At 50.2% G+C, this 20,632-nt stretch carries 16 protein-coding genes; 9 read left to right on the top strand and 7 right to left on the bottom strand.

Annotation, left to right across the window (positions count from 1 at the left end; translation table 11 throughout):
* Positions 1-54: 54 nt before the first annotated feature.
* The gene (gene metG, locus RIC19_RS25410; RefSeq protein ID WP_350181204.1) at positions 55-2,169 is read right to left on the bottom strand and encodes a methionine--tRNA ligase; all 2,115 of its coding nucleotides are present in this window, start codon (positions 2,167-2,169) and stop codon (positions 55-57) included.
* Positions 2,170-2,332: 163 nt separating this feature from the next.
* On the bottom strand, positions 2,333-2,620 hold the full coding sequence (locus RIC19_RS25405; protein ID WP_350181203.1) for a hypothetical protein: 288 nt from the start codon (positions 2,618-2,620) through the stop codon (positions 2,333-2,335).
* Positions 2,621-3,112: 492 nt separating this feature from the next.
* Between RIC19_RS25405 and RIC19_RS25400 the strand changes: the two genes are divergently transcribed.
* Both RIC19_RS25400 and RIC19_RS25395 read left to right on the top strand, forming a co-directional pair.
* Entirely contained in the window at positions 3,113-4,243 is a 1,131-nt protein-coding gene (locus tag RIC19_RS25400) for a DUF1015 family protein (RefSeq protein WP_350181202.1), read from the top strand.
* A 21-nt stretch (positions 4,244-4,264) separates the two neighbouring features.
* Positions 4,265-5,443: an amidohydrolase family protein gene (locus RIC19_RS25395; protein WP_350181201.1), complete on the top strand. Its 1,179-nt coding sequence runs from the start codon at positions 4,265-4,267 to the stop codon at positions 5,441-5,443.
* Here the strand turns inward: RIC19_RS25395 and RIC19_RS25390 are convergent.
* Entirely contained in the window at positions 5,428-5,937 is a 510-nt protein-coding gene (locus RIC19_RS25390) for a hypothetical protein (RefSeq protein WP_350181200.1), read from the bottom strand. The two genes, RIC19_RS25395 and RIC19_RS25390, sit on opposite strands and share 16 nt — an antisense overlap.
* Positions 5,938-6,141: 204 nt before the next feature.
* On the opposite strand from RIC19_RS25390, the gene der reads away from it, so the two are divergent.
* Positions 6,142-7,446, top strand: coding sequence for a ribosome biogenesis GTPase Der (der, locus tag RIC19_RS25385; protein WP_350181199.1), 1,305 nt, complete (start codon positions 6,142-6,144; stop codon positions 7,444-7,446).
* A 69-nt stretch (positions 7,447-7,515) separates the two neighbouring features.
* Positions 7,516-8,064, top strand: a complete 549-nt coding sequence (gene rfbC, locus RIC19_RS25380; RefSeq protein ID WP_350181198.1) for a dTDP-4-dehydrorhamnose 3,5-epimerase — start codon at positions 7,516-7,518, stop codon at positions 8,062-8,064.
* A gap of 5 nt (positions 8,065-8,069) precedes the next feature.
* On the opposite strand, the gene RIC19_RS25375 is transcribed toward rfbC, so the two are convergent.
* The gene (locus RIC19_RS25375; RefSeq protein ID WP_350181197.1) at positions 8,070-9,659 is read right to left on the bottom strand and encodes a high affinity choline transporter 1; all 1,590 of its coding nucleotides are present in this window, start codon (positions 9,657-9,659) and stop codon (positions 8,070-8,072) included.
* A gap of 18 nt (positions 9,660-9,677) precedes the next feature.
* Between RIC19_RS25375 and RIC19_RS25370 the strand changes: the two genes are divergently transcribed.
* Both RIC19_RS25370 and RIC19_RS25365 read left to right on the top strand, forming a co-directional pair.
* Positions 9,678-10,439, top strand: coding sequence for a CDP-alcohol phosphatidyltransferase family protein (locus RIC19_RS25370; RefSeq protein ID WP_350181196.1), 762 nt, complete (start codon positions 9,678-9,680; stop codon positions 10,437-10,439).
* A 142-nt stretch (positions 10,440-10,581) separates the two neighbouring features.
* Positions 10,582-11,391 carry a tetratricopeptide repeat protein gene (locus tag RIC19_RS25365; protein WP_350181195.1) on the top strand — a complete coding sequence of 270 codons (810 nt, stop codon included), beginning with the start codon at positions 10,582-10,584 and terminating at the stop codon, positions 11,389-11,391.
* Positions 11,392-11,594: 203 nt separating this feature from the next.
* Here the strand turns inward: RIC19_RS25365 and RIC19_RS25360 are convergent, their stop codons facing one another.
* From RIC19_RS25360 to RIC19_RS25350, 3 genes are all read right to left on the bottom strand, one after another.
* On the bottom strand, positions 11,595-14,396 hold the full coding sequence (locus RIC19_RS25360) for a T9SS type B sorting domain-containing protein (RefSeq protein WP_350181194.1): 2,802 nt from the start codon (positions 14,394-14,396) through the stop codon (positions 11,595-11,597).
* A gap of 238 nt (positions 14,397-14,634) precedes the next feature.
* Complete coding sequence (locus tag RIC19_RS25355) at positions 14,635-16,431, bottom strand: hypothetical protein (RefSeq protein WP_350181193.1); 1,797 nt, start codon at positions 16,429-16,431, stop codon at positions 14,635-14,637.
* A gap of 6 nt (positions 16,432-16,437) precedes the next feature.
* The gene (locus RIC19_RS25350) at positions 16,438-17,049 is read right to left on the bottom strand and encodes a hypothetical protein (protein ID WP_350181192.1); all 612 of its coding nucleotides are present in this window, start codon (positions 17,047-17,049) and stop codon (positions 16,438-16,440) included.
* 854 nt (positions 17,050-17,903) lie between these two features.
* Between RIC19_RS25350 and RIC19_RS25345 the strand changes: the two genes are divergently transcribed.
* The 3 genes from RIC19_RS25345 (at position 17,904) to RIC19_RS25335 (ending at position 20,618) form a co-directional block, all read left to right on the top strand.
* Positions 17,904-19,109 carry a serine hydrolase domain-containing protein gene (locus tag RIC19_RS25345; protein WP_350181191.1) on the top strand — a complete coding sequence of 402 codons (1,206 nt, stop codon included), beginning with the start codon at positions 17,904-17,906 and terminating at the stop codon, positions 19,107-19,109.
* Positions 19,109-19,711 (top strand): nucleotidyltransferase family protein, encoded by a 603-nt coding sequence (locus RIC19_RS25340; protein WP_350181190.1) that lies wholly within the window; start codon positions 19,109-19,111, stop codon positions 19,709-19,711. Before RIC19_RS25345 ends, RIC19_RS25340 begins: the two co-directional genes overlap by 1 nt.
* A gap of 295 nt (positions 19,712-20,006) precedes the next feature.
* Positions 20,007-20,618 (top strand): TetR/AcrR family transcriptional regulator, encoded by a 612-nt coding sequence (locus RIC19_RS25335; RefSeq protein ID WP_350181189.1) that lies wholly within the window; start codon positions 20,007-20,009, stop codon positions 20,616-20,618.
* Positions 20,619-20,632 lie beyond the last annotated feature (14 nt).

Raw genomic sequence — 20,632 nt, 5'->3', positions numbered from 1 at the left:
AAATGGTTTAAGGGCGAGGCAGGGTGGCTACCCTGCCTCGCACTGATACGGTAATTAGCGTACGACCCAGCCGTTCCCGAAACCTTCCTGGGGTTGGACAAAGGCAAGCTGACCTTCGTTATTTTCTGCCATCAGCACCATGCCCTGGGATTCTACGCCCCTGAGTTTACGGGGCGCAAGATTGGCTACCAGTACAACGGTTTGACCGGGCAGGTCCTCCGGCTTGAAAAACTTAGCGATGCCGGAAACGACGGTTCGTGTTTCACTACCTATATCAACGGTGAGTTTCAGGAGCTTGTTCGCTTTGGGCATCGGCTCCGCTGCGGTGATGGTGCCGGTGCGTAAATCCAGTTTGGTAAAGTCGTCAAATTCGATGTTGGGCTTGACGGGCTCGCGCTCCGATCCCTTATCAGCTTCTTCTATGGCTTCCAGTTTGGCTTTTTGCCGGTTTATAATTTGTAAACGGCTGTCGTCTTTGCGGTCGTGGATTTTGGCAAAAAGGAGCTCTGGCTGGCCAATAGCATGGCCTGCCGGGAGTAAAGGCGTGCCATTTTCCAGTTGCTGCAGCGCTATTGCAAGGTCACCGTTTTCCAGTTCCGGCAATCCCACCAGGCGGCGCAATTTCGGGCTGGTGAACGGGATGAAGGGGGCCGTCAGTATGCTAAGCAGCGCAACGACTTGCAAGCCGGTGAACATAATATCCCGTATGGCTGGATCTTCCGGATTGGCTTTGTAAAGGGCCCAGGGTGCGGATTCCTGTAAGTAGGCATTGCCCCAGTCGGATAGCTCCATGACACCCTGTGCCGCCGTACGGAAGCTATAGCGGTTCAGCTCCTGAACGACCTGTGTGGCAATCTTGTGTGCCGGGGCGAGCATTTCGGCGGTATTGCCATTGGGCGCCGGGACTTTACCCTCGAAGTACTTATTAGAAAGCACAATGACCCGATTGACAAAGTTGCCGAGGTTGTCCGCCAGCTCCTTATCGTGGAATTCCACAAATTCGTCCCACTTGAAGTCGGCGTCCCGGTTTTCCGGCATATTACGGATCAGTGCGTAGCGCAGCGCATCTTCCTTGTTCGGAAAGTCCTTAAACTCTTCCAGGTATTGGTGTTGCTCCAGCCCCCAGCCCCGGGATTTGGAGAACTTTTTGCCCTCAAAATTGAGGAACTGATTGGCGGGTACGTTGACGGGCAGGTTGTAACCACCGTAGGCTTTGAGCATCGCGGGGAAGACAATACAGTGGAAAACGATATTGTCTTTTCCGATGAAGTGGACCAGCTCACTGTCTTCACTCTTCCAGTAATCTTCCCAGTTTTTACCATTCTGTCTGGCCCATTCACGGGTTGCGGAAATGTACCCGATGGGTGCGTCAAACCAAACATAGAGCACTTTGCCTTCTGCATTTTTGGCTGGTACAGGTATGCCCCAGTCCAAATCTCGGGTGATGGCTCTGGGCTGCAGGCCACTGTCGAGCCAGCTCAGACATTGCCCGACTACGTGGCGCTTCCAGGTTTTGGGGTCGTGATGGGGCTGGCCATTTAGCGTTCCCTGGTCGATCCATTCCCGGAGCCAGTCTTCGTGCTTGTCGAGCTTGAAATACCAGTGGGTGGTCTTGCGGAGTGTCGGGGCGTTTCCGCTAAGGGTAGACTTGGGGTTGATCAGTTCGGTAGGGGAGAGGTCGGAGCCGCAGTTTTCACATTGGTCGCCGAAAGCCGCGTCGTGGCCACACTTCGGGCAATTCCCGGTGATGTACCGGTCTGCGAGGAATTGGTCGTAGGCTTCATCGTAGTATTGTTCCTGTTCGCGCTCCTCAAATTCACCACCTTTGGCATGCAGGGTAGTAAAGAAGTCCTGTGCCGTCTCATGGTGTATAGGCGCGCTCGTCCGGTGGTAGATATCGAAGGAGACGCCCAGTTGCTGAAAAGTCTGCTTGTTCAGTGTGTGGTACTTGTCAATAATCTCTTGCGGAGAGATGCCCTCTTTTTTTGCCCGGATGGTGATGGCGGCACCGTGCTCGTCGGAGCCGCAAACCCAGACCACATCTTTGCCAAGCAGGCGGAGGTAACGGACATAAATATCGGCAGGAAGGTAGGCACCGGCGAGGTGGCCCAGGTGTAACGCACCGTTGGCGTAAGGCAATGCGGAAGTAACGATATATCTTTTGCTCATGCTTTAGTCTGCTTTGTCGGCGAAGATAAGATTTGATTCTTTAATCCGAAAAGCGGGCAGAGCGTTCCAATATCAGGTTTAAGAGATGCTATGCTCCCTCCTCGTGCCTCGATCAGAACGAAATTTCGTTGCGTTCGCTCCAAAAGCAAAACCCCAACAAGCTCTAGATAAACGAGCAGGCGCTGATTTCCCAGCGGTTGCGGGGCAGAAAGTAGGTGAGCTTGATCAGCAGTGACTGCTTATCGTAGAGCAAAACGTATTGGGCGGTTTGGATGTCCCTGCCAATCTTACGCTTATTCGTGCACCGCATCCTGAGGAAGGGCCCCAGTGGCATAGCGTTAGCTTTGATGGATCGCCGCAGGCGGTTGAGCACCTCTTCAGGGGTGGTGCCAAATGCCTGCCGGTTCATCGTCAGGTGGGTAAGTTCTGTTTTTAAAGCGAGAGTATTCATGGGTTTTTGTTTGGCTACGAGTGATGAACTAGAATTCGGTTTGAAAGTGGTTTACCTGTAAAGTTCACTTTTGAGTACAGTGCCTTTATAAGGTAATGATTGGCTTCTCTCCTGAGAGTTACCGGATTCAAACCGCTCTTTTAATCAGATGAAAATCCTAAATGTTACAGTAGTGACGTACGAAGGAACGGGTATCGTTGGATTACTAACCAGAAATTTTTCTTTAGGCTTGCAATAAGATCTTTTAGCTGCCGTTTTCTTATCTCCTGATGCCAGAAAGGTAAAATATCAACCGCAAAATTTTAACATTTACGGGACAACAAACCAGAAATCAAAGGCGTTACTAAAGCACAAAACAGATAAATACAGCGTAAATTCGCTGTCAAGAATTATAACTGGGGTTTAGTTTTTTAGGAGTGTAGTAGCGTAATGCTGCTACACTTTCTTTTTTTTGTAATTTCCCGCCCGAATTACAGCCATATAAAACCATTTATGCAGCTGCTACCATTCAGGGCAACTTTCCCTAAGCTTGAAAAAATACAGGTTCCTGAACAGTTCTTTGGAACAGTTAAACAGGAGTACCATAAATATTTCGAGGAAGGCTTCTTCAACGAAATAGCAGAGCCTTCTATGTTTATTTATCAGATCACAAAGGATGGCCGAAGCTTCACCGGTGTGATCTCTGGCGTACACATGGAGGATTGCCTCAATGACCGGGTGCTTAAGCATGAAGAAACGCTGGCCGACAAAGAGGAAAAACAACTGCAGCTGTTGCTACGTCGCAAAGCGGCCGTGAAACCGGTTCTTTTAGCCCACCAACCGGTGCCGGTAATCAAAAACTGGCTGGAAGCTTACAAAAGAGCGGAGTTGCCACTCATGAAGTTTACGCTGCGCGGGGGTAAAGAGCACCATTCCATTTGGTGCGTTTCGGCGCCTGCCCAAATTGAGGAACTCCAGGAGCTATTCCGGGAAAAAGTCCCGATCACTTACATTGCAGATGGGCACCACCGGACGTCCACCGCGCTCCGTTTGTTTGATCAAACAACAGATGGAACGGAAGATTATGATAGTCTTTTCGCCGCTTTCTTCCCGATCCATGATATCCAAATTCAGGACTTCAACCGGGTTGTCAATAGCCTGAATGGGCACTCGCCGGCTCAGTTTATGGCCCGGTTGTCCCAGACTTTTGAAGTGGAGCCTATCGATCAGCCTGCCAAACCACGCCGCAAATTTGAGCTGACGATGTGCCTGCGGGGCGAATGGTACCGCTTGCAGTGGAAAGAGCGTATCCTGCTGGAATATGCGAGCGAGGCAGTTGTGCTCGATGCCATGCTCCTGAACCACAAAGTTATGAGCAAGCTGCTGGGCATTGAAGATGTAAGGAACGACCGGCGCGTAAAATATATTGAGGGCCCCAGGGGCATAGCAGGAGTCATGAAAGAGGTGGAAAAAGGGTCAGATAGCGTTGCTTTTTGCTTGTACCCGGTTCAAATGGAGGAGGTCATCAAAGTCGCGGATATTGGACAAGTCCTACCTCCAAAGTCAACCTGGTTTGAACCGCGGATGAAAAACGGGCTCCTCGTAAAACGCATTGGCAAACGGGTGGGCGTCAGCGCAAAATAACTTTAAAGCAAATATCAGAACATGCGAAAGCTAACTGCAGATTATGTATTGCCCGTTGTGGGAGAGCCGGTTAAGGAAGGGGTGGTGGTAGTGAATGAGCAGGGCACCGTACAATCGGTGGATGCTCGCGGCAACCACGATCCGACCACGCTTGAGGTCCACAAAGGGGCGATTGTGCCGGGCTTTGTCAACACCCACTGCCACCTGGAGCTTTCTCACATGAAGGGCCGAGTCGATACCGGAACCGGATTATTGCCCTTTTTGCAGCAGGTCGTTAAGTTTCGGGATATTCCCATGGAGGAAATCCTGGAGGCTATCGACCGGGCTGATCAGGAGATGTACGATGCTGGGATCGTCGCCGTTGGGGATATTTCCAATAAGACGGATACTGCTGCCCGGAAAATGGAGAGCCCGATACATTATTATACGTTTGTGGAAATGTTTGACTTTCTGCAGGACAATATGGCCGGGCAAACCTTTGACAATTACAAAAAAGTCTTTGACGGTCAGGCGGGTAGTAATGGCAACCAGAAAACAGCCGTGCCCCACGCTCCTTACACCGTTTCTCCAAGCCTTTTTGAAAAGATCAACGCGCTCAATCCGGACGCCGGCGTTACCGTCTGTATCCACAATCAGGAGACCGTCCACGAAAACCAGTTTTTCTTATCCAAGGAGGGTGGGTTCGTTGATTTTTACGAAGCATTTGGCTTTTCCGTTGAGCAGTTGGAGGCTACGGGTAAACCTTCTATATACTATGCGATGAAGCATATGAACCCAGACTGCCGTGCCCTCTTTGTGCACAATACCATGACCACCGCCGAGGATATTCAGGCCGCTCATGAGTGGAGTAGTAAGGTGTACTGGGCGACTTGCGCTAACGCAAACCTCTACATCGAAAACCGCTTGCCCAACTATAAGGCTTTTATCGATAATGGAGCCCGAATGACGATTGGCACGGACAGCCTGACCTCCAACTGGCGATTGTCAGTACTGGAAGAAATCAAAACCATTGTCAAATATCAGTCTTATGTGCCTTTTGCCACTTTGCTGCAATGGGCAACGCTGAACGGTGCACAGGCATTGGGCTACGAAAACCATTTGGGCAGTATTGAGCCCGGCAAAACACCAGGGCTCAACCTGCTTAATTTGAGCGAAACGCTGGAACTTGAAGATGCCACCCAGGTTCAGCGGTTGGTCTGATCAGCTGTGTTTTGGGTAAGCAGAGGCAGGTTAGCAGGTGTTTCCGCCTGTGGCCTGACCTTCGACTGCAGAAAGGTAAAGGCTACTTCCTGTAAATCCTCCAGATGGCAATCACTACAAGAAATCTTGAAGTTGATCCGCTCTGCCAGGAGGGCATTCTCCCGACTCTTTTCCTGAGCCGGATGAGCAGCTTCGGACGGCGGTGGCCCATAGTCATAAGCCGTGAGCGGACAGGGGGCAATGGGCCGGTCCATTAGCTGCATGACCCGGATCAGCGGGGCATTTTTAATGAGAATGTACTGTGGCCCAACCGAGAGTTTGGAGGCCTGGCCTTCGTTGGCGGTACCTACCTGCACATTCATCAGCCCGTATGCTGTATGCAGTTGATGGGTACCAAAGATATCTGTAGACGTTGCGGTTAGTCCGGGCTGTGCCACAGGGCATACCGAAAGCAGGGCAATACTGATTGCCTGCACAATTGTTAGGGTGTACATGGTTTTTTTAGGGTTGTTTTCTACTTATAGGTCGCGGAAATCAGGAAATTCCATAACCAGCGGGCTGAAAAAGTTGGATTTTAACATTTGGGAGGGGAACAAGCAGGGCTGTTTGCACTTACCGGTGCAGATGTGTAGCCAAGACAGCCAAGTTGTCAGATTAACCCCTATCTTTGTGGGCTGTACAAATTTGAATACAAAGCAATGAATAATAATATTGTAGCGGTTGTCGGCCGGCCCAATGTGGGTAAATCGACATTATACAACCGATTGATCGGAGAGCGTCAGGCTATCATTGACGATATCAGTGGTGTGACGCGTGACCGGCAATACGGCAGCAGCTACTGGAATGGAAAAACGTTTACGGTAGTCGATACCGGCGGCTTTGTGAAGCATTCTGAGGATATTTTCGAAGCGGCCATCCGCTCTCAGGTCCAGATTGCAATTGAAGAAGCCAAAGTGATCGTTTTTATGGTGGATGTGACCACCGGCATTACGGACCTTGATGAGGAAGTAGCCGGTATGCTGCGCCGTACGGAAAAGCCCGTGTTCCTGGCGGTCAATAAGGTGGATAACCACAACCGCATGATGGAAGCCAACGAATTCTGGAGCCTGGGCTTCGAGAATACCTTCTTCCTGTCGTCTCTGACAGGAAGTGGTACTGGCGATTTGCTGGACGCAGTATCGGAGCATATCGAAGAAAAGGAAGAAGAACCGAGCAAACTGCCCCGTTTTGCAATTGTCGGGCAGCCCAACGTGGGCAAATCCTCACTGACCAATGCACTGCTGGGAGAAGAGCGCAATATCGTAACGGATATTGCAGGGACCACACGCGACTCCATCCACTCTAAATATGCCAAATTTGACAAAGAGTTCCTGCTCATTGATACGGCGGGCATCAGGAAGAAGTCAAGGGTGCACGAAGACTTGGAGTTCTATTCGGTCATGCGGGCCATCAAAGCGATCGAGGAAGCCGATGTATGCATGCTGATGATTGACGCACAGACCGGAATGGAAGCACAGGATATGAGCATTTTCCGTCTCGCCCAGCGCCGCAACAAGGGCGTTGTGCTTCTGGTCAATAAGTGGGACCTGAAGGATAAGGAAACCAATACCGCCCGGGACTACGAAAAAGAACTGCGCGAGCGGATTTCTCCTTTTTCAGATGTACCAATTTTGTTTATCTCTGTTTTGGATAAGCAGCGGATTTTTCAGGCTGTGGAAGCCGGGCTTAAGGTTTACGAAAACCGTAGCCGAAAAATCAAAACCTCTGTTCTCAATGAAGTGATGCTGGAAGCCATAGAGCGTTATCCGCCCCCTTCACACCGGGGCCGGTTTGTGAAAATCAAATACATTACGCAGCTGCCGACTTACTATCCGGCATTCGCATTCTTTTGTAATAACCCGAAGCATGTGAAAGATAACTACCGGCACTATTTGGAGAATCAGCTCCGTAAGAACTTTGATTTCTCGGGAGTGCCTATCGGGGTGTTTTTCCGAAAAAAGTAGGGATTTACAGCTGTGCTTTGGGAAAAGCCACAGACAGCAATTATCTTGCAGATGTAAAGCCAAACTAATATGCCATTTCTGAATACGCCCATCAAGGGGTTGAAAATATTTGAGCCTCAGGTATGGAAAGACGACCGGGGGTACTTTTACGAAGCTTTTAACCAACAGCGTTTCAAAGAAGCGGGTATTGCTGTGCCCTTCGTACAAGACAATCAGGCCCGTTCTACCCGGGGTGTGCTGCGTGGGTTGCACTATCAGGTTGGAGAGCACGCTCAGGCAAAGCTGGTCCGCGTTATAGAAGGCGAAGTACTGGATATGGTGGTGGATATCCGCCCGGATTCAGCGACCTACGGGCAGTGGTTCAGTATACGCCTGAGCGCAGAAAACAAACGGCAGCTCTTTGTGCCCCGGGGCTTTGCACATGGCTATCTGGTTTTAAGCCCTACTGCCGAATTTTTCTACAAGTGCGACAATTTCTACTCTAAAGAGCACGAAGGCGGCATTATCTTCGACGATCCGAAGCTGGCTATTGACTGGGAGATTGATCAGGAGGAGCTTATCCTCTCTGAGAAGGATAAGGTACTGCCCCGTTTTGGAGCGCATCGTGAAGTCTGGTAAAATCATCAGGCATTTTCCTGTAACTTTTTGGGAGGGCTCCAACGTTGCGTAAGCCGGGAGGCCACAAGTATCGTTACCAAACCCGATAACATGGCCGTGGTACGGAACGGGAAGAGCGATATGCCGTCCTCTACCATAGGGTAGGGCAGCATCAGGGGAATGCCCAGGGTCGCATCCCCTCCGCCAAACCGGAGAATAGCTGCCACGGTGAGCCCGCTAATCGCCCCTATCGCATTGGCTTTAGGATCAAACAATGCACAGACCAGTACCGGGAACAAAAGACAATACACAAAGTCGCTGCACAGAAACCAAAGCTCATACACACTCTGAATATTGAGGGCGATGAGGGTAGCGGTGATGCCGGTAACCCAAATCATACGCTGTACCACTTTGCCTAGTGTGGCGGGAGAAGCCTTGGGCTTGAATAAGGGCCGGAACACATTCCAGCTAGCCATTGAGGAAGCCGACAGGATAGAGGAGTCTGCCGAGGACATGACTGCGGCAGCAATAGCCCCCAGCCCGATGATGCCCACCCATGTAGGGGTAAGATAGCGCACCACCCAGGGTAGGGTGGAAGCGGCATCGGGAGGAGCGGATAAGCCTATCGCTTGCCAGTCGGTAGCGTGGGCAGCAATACCAATAACAACGGCCGGCACCGCAGCGAGTAAGCAAACCACTGCTGCAATCAGGGAAAGCCGTACTGCCGTATCTGCGTCTTTGGAAGAGAGCACCCGCTGAAAGTAAACCTGCCAGGGAACGCCCCCGAAAATAAGCAAAAGCGCATAGTCCCACCAATTCCAGTAGTAGTTGCCTAGTGCTTCCCGGCTGGGCAGCAGGCTGGCCGCAGCACCGTAGGTAGCCTGATAGTCTGCCCAGGCTACGGTCCATCCGCCGGCATGGCTCAGGGCGTAGGGCGTTACGAGCCAAAGCCCACCGAAGAGCAGGATGAGTTGTACCACATCGGTCAGGGCAACAGCCCAGAGCCCGCCCAAAGCCGTGTAGGCGATAGTGATCAGCGCAGAAACCACGAGGGCGGTTGGGGTGTCCAGACCGGCAATTGCCCCGAAGGTGGTGCCCAGTGCCGTCAGGATAGCCGCAGTCCAGAAGAGCTCTCCTGACAAGGCAGGCAGGAAGAGCAGCGCAGCAGTACGTTTGCCAAATCGTTGCTCCAGCGGGTCGAGCAAGGTGTGGAATCGGTACGTCCGCATACGGCGGGCGAATACAAGCCCCCCGACAACAAGGCTCAGCGCGTAGCCCCAGGGCGCTTGTACCCACACCAGCCCTGCACTTGCGGTGTACTCGGCGGTGCCATTAATGTAGCCTCCGCCTACCCAGGTGGCACTCATGGTGAAAATAGCGAGAAAGAGCGGCAGTTGGCGCCCCGCCAGCATAATACTCTCGCTATCATTGCCCTTGCGGAGACTGGCAGCGTAGGCACCGACCCCAAAGATGAGGGTGTAAAAAAACATCATAGACAAGTAGGCCGGCCAACTTAGCGGCTGATCCGTGAAAAAGTGGAGGTAGGCGCCGCCCAGGCCCAGCATGATCAATAGCAGGAAAGCAGGGCGCAGCAAACGCCAGGTCTGAAGTGCCATAAGCAAGGTTATTCTGAAATGCCGAAAATTACTCATATTTTAGCGGTGCAGCAAGATCAATCTATGGGGAAAACGTACACCGCTGGTCAGCGGGCTCAGGCTTGGGCCGTTCATCTTTTTACCGCAAGTGGCATCATCACGGTGTTCATGGCATTGGTAGAAGGCACACAGCACAATTTCAAACAGGCTATGTGGTGGCTATTGGCCGCACAGGTTATTGATGGTGTGGATGGCACCCTGGCCCGGTATTTCAAAGTGACTGAAGTACTGCCGCAGATGAGCGGAAAGAGCATCGACTTCGTCATTGATTTTGCCGCGTACGCCATCGTGCCGGCTTTTCTCATCTATCAGGCAGAGATCATCGCTTCCCCCTATGATTTATGGGTAGCTTTCCTCATCTTGGTCACTGCTGCCATTTACTATGGCAAGGATGGCATGATTTCGGAGGACTACTACTTCGTCGGCTTTCCGGTGATGTGGAATATGGCAGCTTTCTATTTACTTTTTGTTTTTGAGTGGGCAGGGGCTGTGAACCTGTCGGTGATCATCATGCTTGCCACATTACAGTTTGTACCTGTTAAGTTTGCCTATCCGAGCCGCACGAAGCGATGGAGGGCCGGCAATCTGACAGCAACGGTACTATTTGTGGTGTCAATGGTAGGGCTGCTTTGGTATGAGCCCCGGGAGGTCCCGCTTTTCTGGTGGGGCTGTGTGTTGCCATTGATTTACTTTGGTGGCTTTGCTTTTCTGGCCACATTTTGGCCGGAGCGGAGCAGATAAAAACGTTAAAACCAAAAAAACTAAACCCGAAACTTAAATTTGACGTTACAAATTTGGCATCAACGTGTCCGAAGGACAAAATAAATGCTGAATTTGATTACCATTGATATTATTCATTAACTAATAAAACGTGTTTGTGATCGTGAGAAGAACAATCATTTTAGCGGGTATTTTTTCAATTTTTGGACTATTTACCAATACGCTTAACGCACAGGAGGAGCAACAAGCTTCAGCAGCCAGCCTCTACAACGATGGCCTGGAAAAGCTGAAAGCTAAGGATTACGAATCAGCTTTAGAGCTGATGGGACAGGCACTTGAGGCAGCGGATTCTTCCTCTGAGACGGATATTAAGGTGATGCAGCTGGCCAAGAAAAATGGTGCGATCGCTGCTTACTACGTCGGCTCTAAAGCACGGAAGGCTGATGATTTTGAGAAAGCACAGGAGGTATATCAGCAGGGCGTAGAGTATAACCCGGGCTTCTATGCAAATTATATTGGAAAGGCGCAGGCGCTCGAGGGCCTGGAAATGATGGCTAAGGCGGTTGGTGCTTACCAGAAAGCCGGCGATGTTTGCGAAAAGGCTGGCAAAGCTGATAAAGCCGAGAAAATGAAGAGCAAGGCTGAGAATATGGTAGCTGTTGCCTGGGGCGACAAAGACTGGGCTCTGGTTAAGGATATGGCTGAGGCTTATCTGGAAGGGGGCAAAAGCGCGGATGTACATTACTATCTGAGCGACGCTCTCCTCAGTGATGGTAGCAGCGATGATGCTTTAATGCATGTCGACAAAGCTATAGAACTGACCAGCACTGATGCGGATAAGTACATCATGCAGAAAGCAGAAATCCTGAAGGCTAAGGGCGATAGCGCCGGCGCCATCGAGGCCTACAAAATGGTTAAGGATAGCAAGTATGTAGAGCGTGCAAAGTACGAGATCGGCCAGCTGGGCGGTTAAGAACGTGTTGGGACTTTTGTCTTCTAGTCGAAAACTGACCATTTTTTGGTTAGACGAGGCACGAAAACCGGAGTTTAGCTTAGCTAAATAGCCTGTCCCGCAGTTTGCGGGAAGGATTTTCCGCTCTAATACGGAGCATACAACAATACAAGGTTAAAAAAAGCCCCGGGCTGCGATCGCAACCCGGGGCTTTTTTCGTCCACTTACCGGTTATTGGTAATGAGCTCAATGTAGCCTTTCAGTATTTCGGGGCCGGGTTGAATACCGGTCACCCGTTGCTCAAAGTAGCGGCAACTGTAGTAATAGGTCCCGTCTTCAAGCATTTGCCCTTGCAGGTTGGTACCGTCCCAGTCAAGATCGGGGTTGTTGGTCGTAAATACCACTTGCCCCCAGCGGTTGAACACCGTAAAGTCTACACGGTCGATAAAACAGTAAGGATAGGGGCGGAAAACATCGTTTTGTCCGTCCCCATTGGGCGTAAAGGCATTGGGCAGCTGATAGAACGGGCAGTTGTCAACGCAGATGATATTGCTGAAATCACTCTCGTTTAGGAAGGTATCTACAGCAGTGACCGCGTAGCAGCCCGCAATGCCTATTTCTGGCTTGTCGTCATATTCGGTAAGCCGTGAATCATCAATAGAGACGATAAGCTCAAAGTCGCTGCCTTCAAACGGAGCGTAGTAAATCCGGTAGCCCACTACGTCGTCCGTTTCTTCACAAAGCTCCATGGGGTTGACCCAGTCAAGCTGGTTGGACAAGCCTTCCTCATCAGAGCAGTCGGTTTGGGTATCACAGCCATTGGTAACCTCAAGCGTAGGAGGGCAGGGCGGAATATTGTCAATTGGGATGCTGCAGTCCTGTTGTGAGTTGTTCAATAATGGCCCGGCAATACCATCAATGCCATAGGTGCCAGCAGAACGGACGTAGTAGCAGTACTCTGTACCGTTGATGAGGCCTTCGTCCCGGTAAGGGGGCTCCGGAACCGTGGTTAGAGAGTCAAAACCTCCCAAGTTGTTTTCCCGGAATATGGTGTACTCAAAATTATTCCAGGGCACATTCTCAGACCAGGACAGAATATTGGTATTGTCGGTAGGCTCAATACTTAAGAATACGGATGAAGCAGGGTTGGTCAGGCCGAGTGGTTCATTTTCGTTGTTGACGTAAAAGGCCACTTTGTAGCTGTAAGCCTGGCCGGCGGTATTCAGTCCGGTATCCACGAAGCAGGTATCATTGGCGCCTGCAAAAGTGGGGCTGCTGAAAGTGGTACCGATAGGCTGGAAGGCATCTTCAGGCGGATCTTGCCCCTCAGCGCGTAAAACTTCGTAAACATAAGGGCCCGGATTGAGCAAGGTATCAAGGTCTTCAGCAACGGGCTTAGACCAGCAAACTTCCATCTCACCGCTGCCGGTATCCGTCGTCAGGACGCTGACGTTAGTGATCAGGGGGATATCCCGGTTGAGCTGTACACAAATAGAGTCGGATGCAAGGCTCTCCACCGGGTTGTAAGTTGTACTTCCTGTGGGCGTGGTCAACGCAAATTCAGCCAGAATCCGGTAGCAATAGGTCCGGCCGCGTTCCACATCGGAGTCTGTGTAGACGTAGCGGCCATCTTGCATATTCATAATGGGAGTATTGAAGAGCCTGTTATATCCACTGCCATCTAAGCCAGGGGTACAGGTGTCCCGCATAAAGTTAGAGCTGCCTTCCCGCCTCCAGACGGTAAAGCCCCGGAAGTAATTGTTTTCGGTGGCTTCACAGGCATAAGGCATCTGCCAGGAGACATTGACTTGATTGGATTCGGGCTCAGCTTGTACGTCTTCCGGTGGCGGCCCCACTACTTTTATACGCACGGTCTTGAGCGTAGCCAGTCCGCTTGTATCCCCAAAACCATTGTCAGTCGCCTTGAAGACGACCTGATAGTACTGCGCACTAATGGCCTCGCAGGGCACATCCCAGCGGAAAGTCTTGACGACAGGGTCCTCTTCGAAGGTTTCTGTATTGGGCGTGAACGTTGCCGGGCCATAGGGCACTTCAAAGGGCCCGCCCAGGGCGGTAAGCCGGACCAGTTGGGTGGCTTCAGAGAGAGGAGCTGTTGCCTGCACATCAAACTCCAGGATATTGCCGGCGATGATACAAATCTCGTCAAAGGGAACTTCCACTACAGGAGGCAGGTTTTCGCAATCCTGCACCAGGATCTGCATGTCGCGCACAATGGAGCCAATCTGCTGCCCATTACGGTACTCCCGGATGAGGATAGCGATGTTGTATTCGCCTCTTCGTTGCGGGGCATCCCAAACGATGTCGCCGGTAAACCGGTCTATGGTGATTTGGTTGTTAGGACCAGCCATGATTTGCGTTACTTGCTGGTAATTGGGTACGGGCAAGTTGACATCCTGCATCGGGTCAATGAATTCATAGGTCAGGCTGTCGTTGTCTGCATCAAAGGCATTAGGATTGTGGGTAAATACCCGGCCTACGCAGCCGATGTCGATAGGCGGTTGCAGCAGTTCGGGGGAGTTGTTGCAACCTGAAAACTGGGGGTTAAGAAAGGTGTACTCGGTTTGGATATGAAAGCGGACCTGATCAGAATTGGGGAAATTGACATTCAGGATACCGCCGTTCCGGTTGGGGTCGGTCATAGAGATCACATAAGTTGCTCTCGCCGGATAGGTATGGGTGGCAATGTAGAAATTACGCTTGGTGTCATTCTCCAGAATGTCGCCCTGTGGAGGGCTGCCCGGCCCGTTTTCGCGTGCCACCCGCTCACAGGTGCCATCCCCCCAGCAAATGGTCAGGGTATCGCGGTCAGCGGGGATCGCACTGGCTTTGGTATAGGTTGTAATGGTCGCTTCTATGGTAAGCCCGCTTGGGCCTACACAGTCTTCATTAACAAGGCGGACTGTAATTTCACCTGCACGGTTGTGGGTAGCCCAAAGCGTAGAGGTGCCGATAGTCAAAAGTAATAACGGCAGCAAAAGACGGAGCGTGTAGAGTCGGCAAGACATAGGCGTAGTGATTTGTACAGTTTTCAGGAAGAAATCGCCCGGGAGCGCTTCTTATCATAGTCACTGTCAATTTACTGATTTACAAACTTTAAAACGGCCGATATGCGGAAATAGTTTGTAAAGTACACGGCCTAAGCCACAATATTCTATCCACCTGAGTAGGAAGGGGACAAAAAAAGTAACGCTCCGAAACCGGAGCGTTACCAAGAATAATACTACTTAAACCTGTCGAAAAAACTTAGTTGATCGGAGCGTTCAGGAAATCGATATACTCCTGGCACGCCTGATCAGGTACGTTGATGTTGGTATAATTGAAAAACACGGTTTCGTCAAAGCCATCGTTATCGGTATCGACGTAATCCACGTCAATCGTTTCTGAGAATGGCATTGAAGGCCCGTATTGATAGACAGAACTTTCAATGATGACCGTAGAATCTTGTGTGGGCACTTGCAGGTTAAAGACACAGCGGTCCAACGTCCGGTAAGCAATCCGGAAATCATAGAATCTTCCCTTCTCAAGAGCCATGCTAGCGCCTTCTCCAGCATCCAGCCAACCCAGTGGGTTCCATGCGGTAGCTCCGGAAGGACGGAACTGTAAAGGCAAGGTAGGGCGAACCACAAAGTTGCTGAAACCAGCGCTGCAGGTACCCGAAACGTTAACGAAAAATTTAGTGCCCAAGCCTGGAGGAGGTGCCAGTACATCGTCCAGGTTGATGATCAATTGATCTCCACAAGGCGCAAACAATGGGGAGGTGTATAGTGGTGTTGCATCTTCCTGGTACTGATAGATATTGAATTGCAAGATTGCCGGAGCATTCTGGAATTGAGCAGGAACGATCACAGTAATCACTTCACCATCAAAGAACCGGGTGAAGCTGAAGGTATTAACAATATTGTTGTTGAGCGTATTGACGACCTCGACAAAGTAATAAGTCTGAGGGCCGATTTTGGGCTGATTTGAGTTTTGGATCAAAAAGCGGGTAGAGGGGCGACAGAAAATACGCCCACCGAGGAACCAGGTAGACAAGTGGGTTTGCTCAAAGTGAGCAATGAGCTTATCCCCGTTTTCGCTGACAATCTTTGCACTGCCCTCTTCCTGCCAGTCTCCAAAACCTTCGTTGAAGCTCCAGGCTTCCAGTTCGTCTCCGACCTTTATCAGGGCGCCGGTTTCGGGGTGAGGAGTACCTGCAGGGATTTCCACTTCCACCTTGATCGGCTGGTCGAACTGCTTCACTTCTCCTTCCGCGCCATACATATCAATGGAGTAGACCGCTACCGGTGCAAAATTAAGGAAACCAAGTTCCTCACCGCTCTGGCTACGGGCGTTGTTGGCAAACAAACTGACCGGCGCCAGTGAGCTTATAAACCGATTGGTATAATCGTAGCTGATGACGTGGGCTTCAACGTTGCCGGCGATGCTTTTGCCGGATTGGTCCATCATACGGGTGTTCGGTGCGACCTCAATGCTGATCCGCTGCCCGTTTTGGCTGGCAGGAGTACGAGCAGAAACCAGCTCGAGTGTTCCGTTGCCGCTCTGAGCAATGGAAACTTCTTCCTTATTCATGCCGTCAATATTGGAAGCGCTGACAGGGAACATGCGGATGTTCTGCATGGTCCGGTCTTCGTCGGTCAGACTAAAGTTGCGGAACACAGGCATATAGCCTTCTGCTTCAAACTTAAGGGTAAACTCAAGTGGGTCTTCTTCATCAAACGCTGTAATCCGGCGTACTGCCAGCGACAGGAAAGCCGCATTCTGGTCCGCATCGGAGTAGCTTACGGTCAAATCTTTCTCTCCCAGAACCGTAAAGATATGGTCTTTGTCGGGACCATAAGCGGATACGCTTATATCTTTGGGTACTTCACCACCATCGTAGTTAAGTACCTGAATGGTCATTGGGTTGATAAGAAAGTCGTTGTGCACGTTTACAGAAGTACCGTTAAGCAGGTCTTCCGGATTCGTGCAGGAGAAAATACCCAGTACCATAACGGCCAGCAGAGCATTCAGTCTCAAATTGTGTAGATGTAATCTTTTCATGATTAATTAAGGATTATCTTTAGGATCAATGGAATAGCCTAAGCGTAAATTAATAACCGGGTACCAGCGGTAGCCAGACATATTGTTGGTCAGCACTTCTGCATTATGTTCATTGTTGCGGATTACGGCGGTTCCGTTGATGAATACCTCCGGCGCTCCTTTATAATAGGTGCCGAGATCAAGGCTTACCGCAAGCCGGCGTTTAGGGTGAGTGATGCGCCCCAAGGCTATCCCAAAGTAGGGGTTAAGCCTTAGGTTGTACCGTACTCCTCCGTAAACATACCCCAGCTCGTCAGGCTGGAAGTAAATGTCATTTATCTTTAACGGGTCCCTTAATTTAACGGAGCCGCTGAATTCATTCATTAGGAAAAAGCCTAACCCTGTGACTAGTCTCAGGTTGAGCTTGGGATGGACCAGGTAATCTGCAAGCAGGCTCAGAGAGGTGTTCCTGATGTCAAGATTGATAGTCGCGTACTGCTCATACCGGTTGAAATTGGTCTCCCACTTTCTGATGTTGAAGTCCATGAAGCTAAGATTAGCACGCAGCCAGGTCTTGGTATTCAAAGGCTGAGCATATTCAATGCCCAACAGCGCTGAAGAACCTATGATGAGCCCCAATGAGTGGTGATCCTGCTTTGATGGATTTAAGGTTGATGTTTGGGCATATCCCTTAACCATTGCTGTGAGGCACAGCAATAATAGCATTGGTTTAATGAGGGATTGGTTTTTAAACATGGGGAAAATTTCCTCTAGGTAAGACCTGTTCATAATGGTCCTACAATAAATGATTATTAGTTATTCGTGGCAGGGCTGGAATTTGGTCCGCAATTAACAGCCAACGTACCTTCTATACTCTTTTTTGCTCAAAGCATCCGGCAAAAACTCCAAACCTGAAAACCGCCAGTCAGTCCGGAAAAGTCGGAAATAATGCGGCATTTTTCACACTCGGAAGTCTTGGATTTGCTGAACTTTCACGCTCAAAAATTCCAAGACAATTTGCTACGGACTCAACCGATCAAAGAGATATTGACCAGTTTTCTGTGATGTTGTTCTGGCTTTACTTAGCCTAAAGTGTTTGATCAGAGTAGATTTTTAGAAATTCCACATGGGGATTTCTAAAAATACGTACATGCCAAAGTAAAATCAGCATTTTTGTAAAATCGGCGGATGGGATTACCTTTTGCTTTAAGCCTAGGCGATAATATGGTATGTTTTAGCTCTCTTGTACGGGAAACCGGCGGTAAAATGTTCTTTTAATTTTAAAGATAAAGATTCCTCGTACACTTATCTTACGTCAAAGCTACAAAAAAGGTTACAATAACAAAAGGAGTTTTTAATGCTTGTTAATAAAAACAGCGTTGGCAGCCCCGAAAAGCGTTGAAAATACAATGTTACCGGGATTGTTTCAGCTTTCTTGGGATTCTCGGAGATTGCCCTTAAAATTGCAGCAAAAGCAGGAAAATCATGAGGCTATGTTAACAAAGCGGTTGTCAGTTTTTGGAGTGCTTGTTGCAGCGGGCAGTTTGTTGATGTCTTCAGACCCCATGGTCGCAGTGGGGGAGGGCAGTGCACTACAAGCCGTTAAAAAACGGGCAGCTGTAATGGATGAGCCCCTGCAGGTATTTTTGGCGGGTTACGAAAAAGAGTTAAAACAAAAGCTGCAGGAAGAAAAAGTGCCCGGCGCAGCATGGGCCGTCATCAAAAACGGCGTGGTGGCCACCACTGGCACTTATGGAGTAAAGGCGGTAGGGGGCACGGATCCGATTCAGCCCAATACCTTATTCAGGATTGCTTCTCTTTCCAAAGGGGTGACGGGGATTTTGGCAGGGCGGGTGGTAGAAGCCGGGTTGTTGGATTGGACAACACCTTATTGTGCCTTCCATCCACCGGGGCCCGGGTTTGAAATTGGGGGGCTGGAGACGCTCGAACTGCAGCATTTTCTTACGCACACCACTGGGCTGCCCCGGCATACCTATTCCAATTTGCTGAATATGGGGCGCTCTTACGATAACATCCTGGGGCTGCTCCCTATGGTACAGCGCGTACACGCCCCGGGCACCTATCATAATTACCAGAATGTCTTGTTCAATCTTGGTGCGAATATGCTGGAAGCAGCATCGGGGCAGCCTTTCGAATTGCTGGTGGAACAATCGCTGTTCCAGCCCCTTGGTATGTACCGGGCTTCAGTTGGGTTTGAGCCCTTCATGGCGGATGCCAATAAAGCCATGCCACACCGCAGAGTCGTTGAGGGGTATGCTCCTGCAGCAATAGAGCCAAACTTTTACGAAGTGCCGGGAGCAGCAGGTGTTAATGCAAGCATCAACGATATGGCCAAATGGCTTTTGGCAGTAAGCGGGTACCGGCCCGAAGTGCTGTCCGCCCCCTTGTTGTCTTCCGTGCTATGCCCCGCTGTCCCCATTCCCGCCGCTCGCATCATGCACCGGAACTGGGAAGGGCTTGATCTGGCCTACTATGCCATGGGCTGGCGGGTGTTCGAAATAGATAACCAATGGATCATCGGGCATAGTGGCTATGTGAATGGCTTCCGGGCAGAAATTGCATTTTTACCCGAGAAAGATCTCGGCATCGTCATCCTTACCAATGCTCCCAATCAAACCGTTGGGGATGCGGTGCCTTTCTTTTTCGAGTCGTTCAAAAAGGAGATAACTGCCCCGTGATGCCGAAAACTTTGACCGTAGGAATTGTTCTTGCCGCAGGGGCTTCTTCCCGTATGGGTGAAGCCAAGCAATTGCTCGAGCTCCAAGGGCAGCCCATGGTGGCCAGAATGTGCTGTCTTGCTCGTGATGCGGGTTTCGATGCTGTCCTTACAGTGACTGGAGCAAGGCAGGAAGCGGTAGAGGCGGCACTCCCGGATTTCGTACGGGCAGTGCACAACCCCGACTGGCAATCAGGTATGGGCAGCTCCGTCAGTGCAGGCCTATCATACGCACTGCAGTGCTTTCCCAACTTGCAGCTGGCTGGCTTCATTCTTACGGATCAGCCTTTTCTCACCGCCAGTTTACTCCAAAAGATGCTCCGGCAGCTGCAACAAAGCACTGCACCGGGCATTGCCGCCCGTTATCAAAGAGGGCTCGGTGTGCCTGCCCTTTTTCGACCGGCTTTATTTCCGGAGCTTTTGGCGCTCAGCGGGCAAAAGGGCGCTAAGCCGCTCCTGGTCAAATATCAATCCGAACTGCTTGGCCTTCCCTTCCCCAAGGGTGATTTTGACCTGGACTATCCCGAAGACTGGACCCGCTTCCTCGATCAATGGAGACCGTAAACAAGAAACATGGATAGGAGATTCTGCACTTGCAATGCACTCCGGGGTTAAATGTCCTGCTCTTTTTTGCTCACAAAATAAAATTTTGATAACTTCCTTTATACGCTCTCTGGTTGAAATGTTTGAAGCCTTTCAAAGCCCCCCAAAGCTCTAAATCCTGCCTTTTCTGCCGTTTGTCGTAGGAGAAACCCCATTTGGCATAAAACTCAAAAAACTCAGGAAACTTTTAAACTACTATTGGTTTCCTATGTTTTTTGACTGTAATTTTGCGCAGGTTATTAAAACAAAGGTGCAGTTGAAGCAAGATATCATTAGAACATCATTTGAGTTGTTTATGCGTTACGGGATCAAGAGTGTGACGATGGATGATATCGCCCGGGAGATGGGGATTTCCAAAAAAACACTCTATCAATACGTACCCAATAAAGCTGACCTGATCGAGCAAATTTTTCAGGCACATATCACTGAAGAAAAGTGTATGACCGAGGAAATCCGCTCGACTTCCTCTGATGCGCTGGAGGAAATGCTCAGGATAGGGCGCTATGTAGTCGAAAAACTCCGTTCGATGTCCCCAACCACCGTCTATGATCTCCGAAAGTATTATGGCTCCATTTGGAAGAAAATGGAAGCTCAGATGAAGCAGCATGTGTATGGAGTGATCAGTGATAATATCGGAAGGGGGATTCAGCAGGGCATTTATCGTTCGGAGCTTGACCCGGATATTATTGCCCGCTTGTACGTAGGCAAGTCGGTACTCGTCGCTGACGAAGACGTTTTCGAAATCGGCGACTACGACCTGGCGACCTTGCATCAGGAATACATCCGCTATCATATTCATGGTATCGCCTCCGAAAAGGGGCGGCAATTGCTGGCCAAACACCTGGCCGCTCAACAACAAGATCAATAATAAACATCCAAAAC

Source organism: Phaeodactylibacter sp. (assembly GCF_040219495.1).
Taxonomy (GTDB): domain Bacteria; phylum Bacteroidota; class Bacteroidia; order Chitinophagales; family Saprospiraceae; genus Phaeodactylibacter.
This window is presented reverse-complemented; position numbering and strand designations above follow the sequence as displayed.

Excerpts from the sequence above, each read along its gene's own strand:
- metG (WP_350181204.1), bottom strand. The coding sequence starts at position 2,169 with ATGAGCAAAAGATATATCGTTACTTCCGCATTGCCTTACGCCAACGGT.
- RIC19_RS25405 (WP_350181203.1), bottom strand. The coding sequence starts at position 2,620 with ATGAATACTCTCGCTTTAAAAACAGAACTTACCCACCTGACGATGAAC.
- RIC19_RS25400 (WP_350181202.1), top strand. The coding sequence starts at position 3,113 with ATGCAGCTGCTACCATTCAGGGCAACTTTCCCTAAGCTTGAAAAAATA.
- RIC19_RS25395 (WP_350181201.1), top strand. The coding sequence starts at position 4,265 with ATGCGAAAGCTAACTGCAGATTATGTATTGCCCGTTGTGGGAGAGCCG.
- RIC19_RS25390 (WP_350181200.1), bottom strand. The coding sequence starts at position 5,937 with ATGTACACCCTAACAATTGTGCAGGCAATCAGTATTGCCCTGCTTTCG.
- der (WP_350181199.1), top strand. The coding sequence starts at position 6,142 with ATGAATAATAATATTGTAGCGGTTGTCGGCCGGCCCAATGTGGGTAAA.
- rfbC (WP_350181198.1), top strand. The coding sequence starts at position 7,516 with ATGCCATTTCTGAATACGCCCATCAAGGGGTTGAAAATATTTGAGCCT.
- RIC19_RS25375 (WP_350181197.1), bottom strand. The coding sequence starts at position 9,659 with ATGGCACTTCAGACCTGGCGTTTGCTGCGCCCTGCTTTCCTGCTATTG.
- RIC19_RS25370 (WP_350181196.1), top strand. The coding sequence starts at position 9,678 with ATGCCGAAAATTACTCATATTTTAGCGGTGCAGCAAGATCAATCTATG.
- RIC19_RS25360 (WP_350181194.1), bottom strand. The coding sequence starts at position 14,396 with ATGTCTTGCCGACTCTACACGCTCCGTCTTTTGCTGCCGTTATTACTT.
- RIC19_RS25355 (WP_350181193.1), bottom strand. The coding sequence starts at position 16,431 with ATGAAAAGATTACATCTACACAATTTGAGACTGAATGCTCTGCTGGCC.
- RIC19_RS25345 (WP_350181191.1), top strand. The coding sequence starts at position 17,904 with ATGTTAACAAAGCGGTTGTCAGTTTTTGGAGTGCTTGTTGCAGCGGGC.
- RIC19_RS25340 (WP_350181190.1), top strand. The coding sequence starts at position 19,109 with ATGCCGAAAACTTTGACCGTAGGAATTGTTCTTGCCGCAGGGGCTTCT.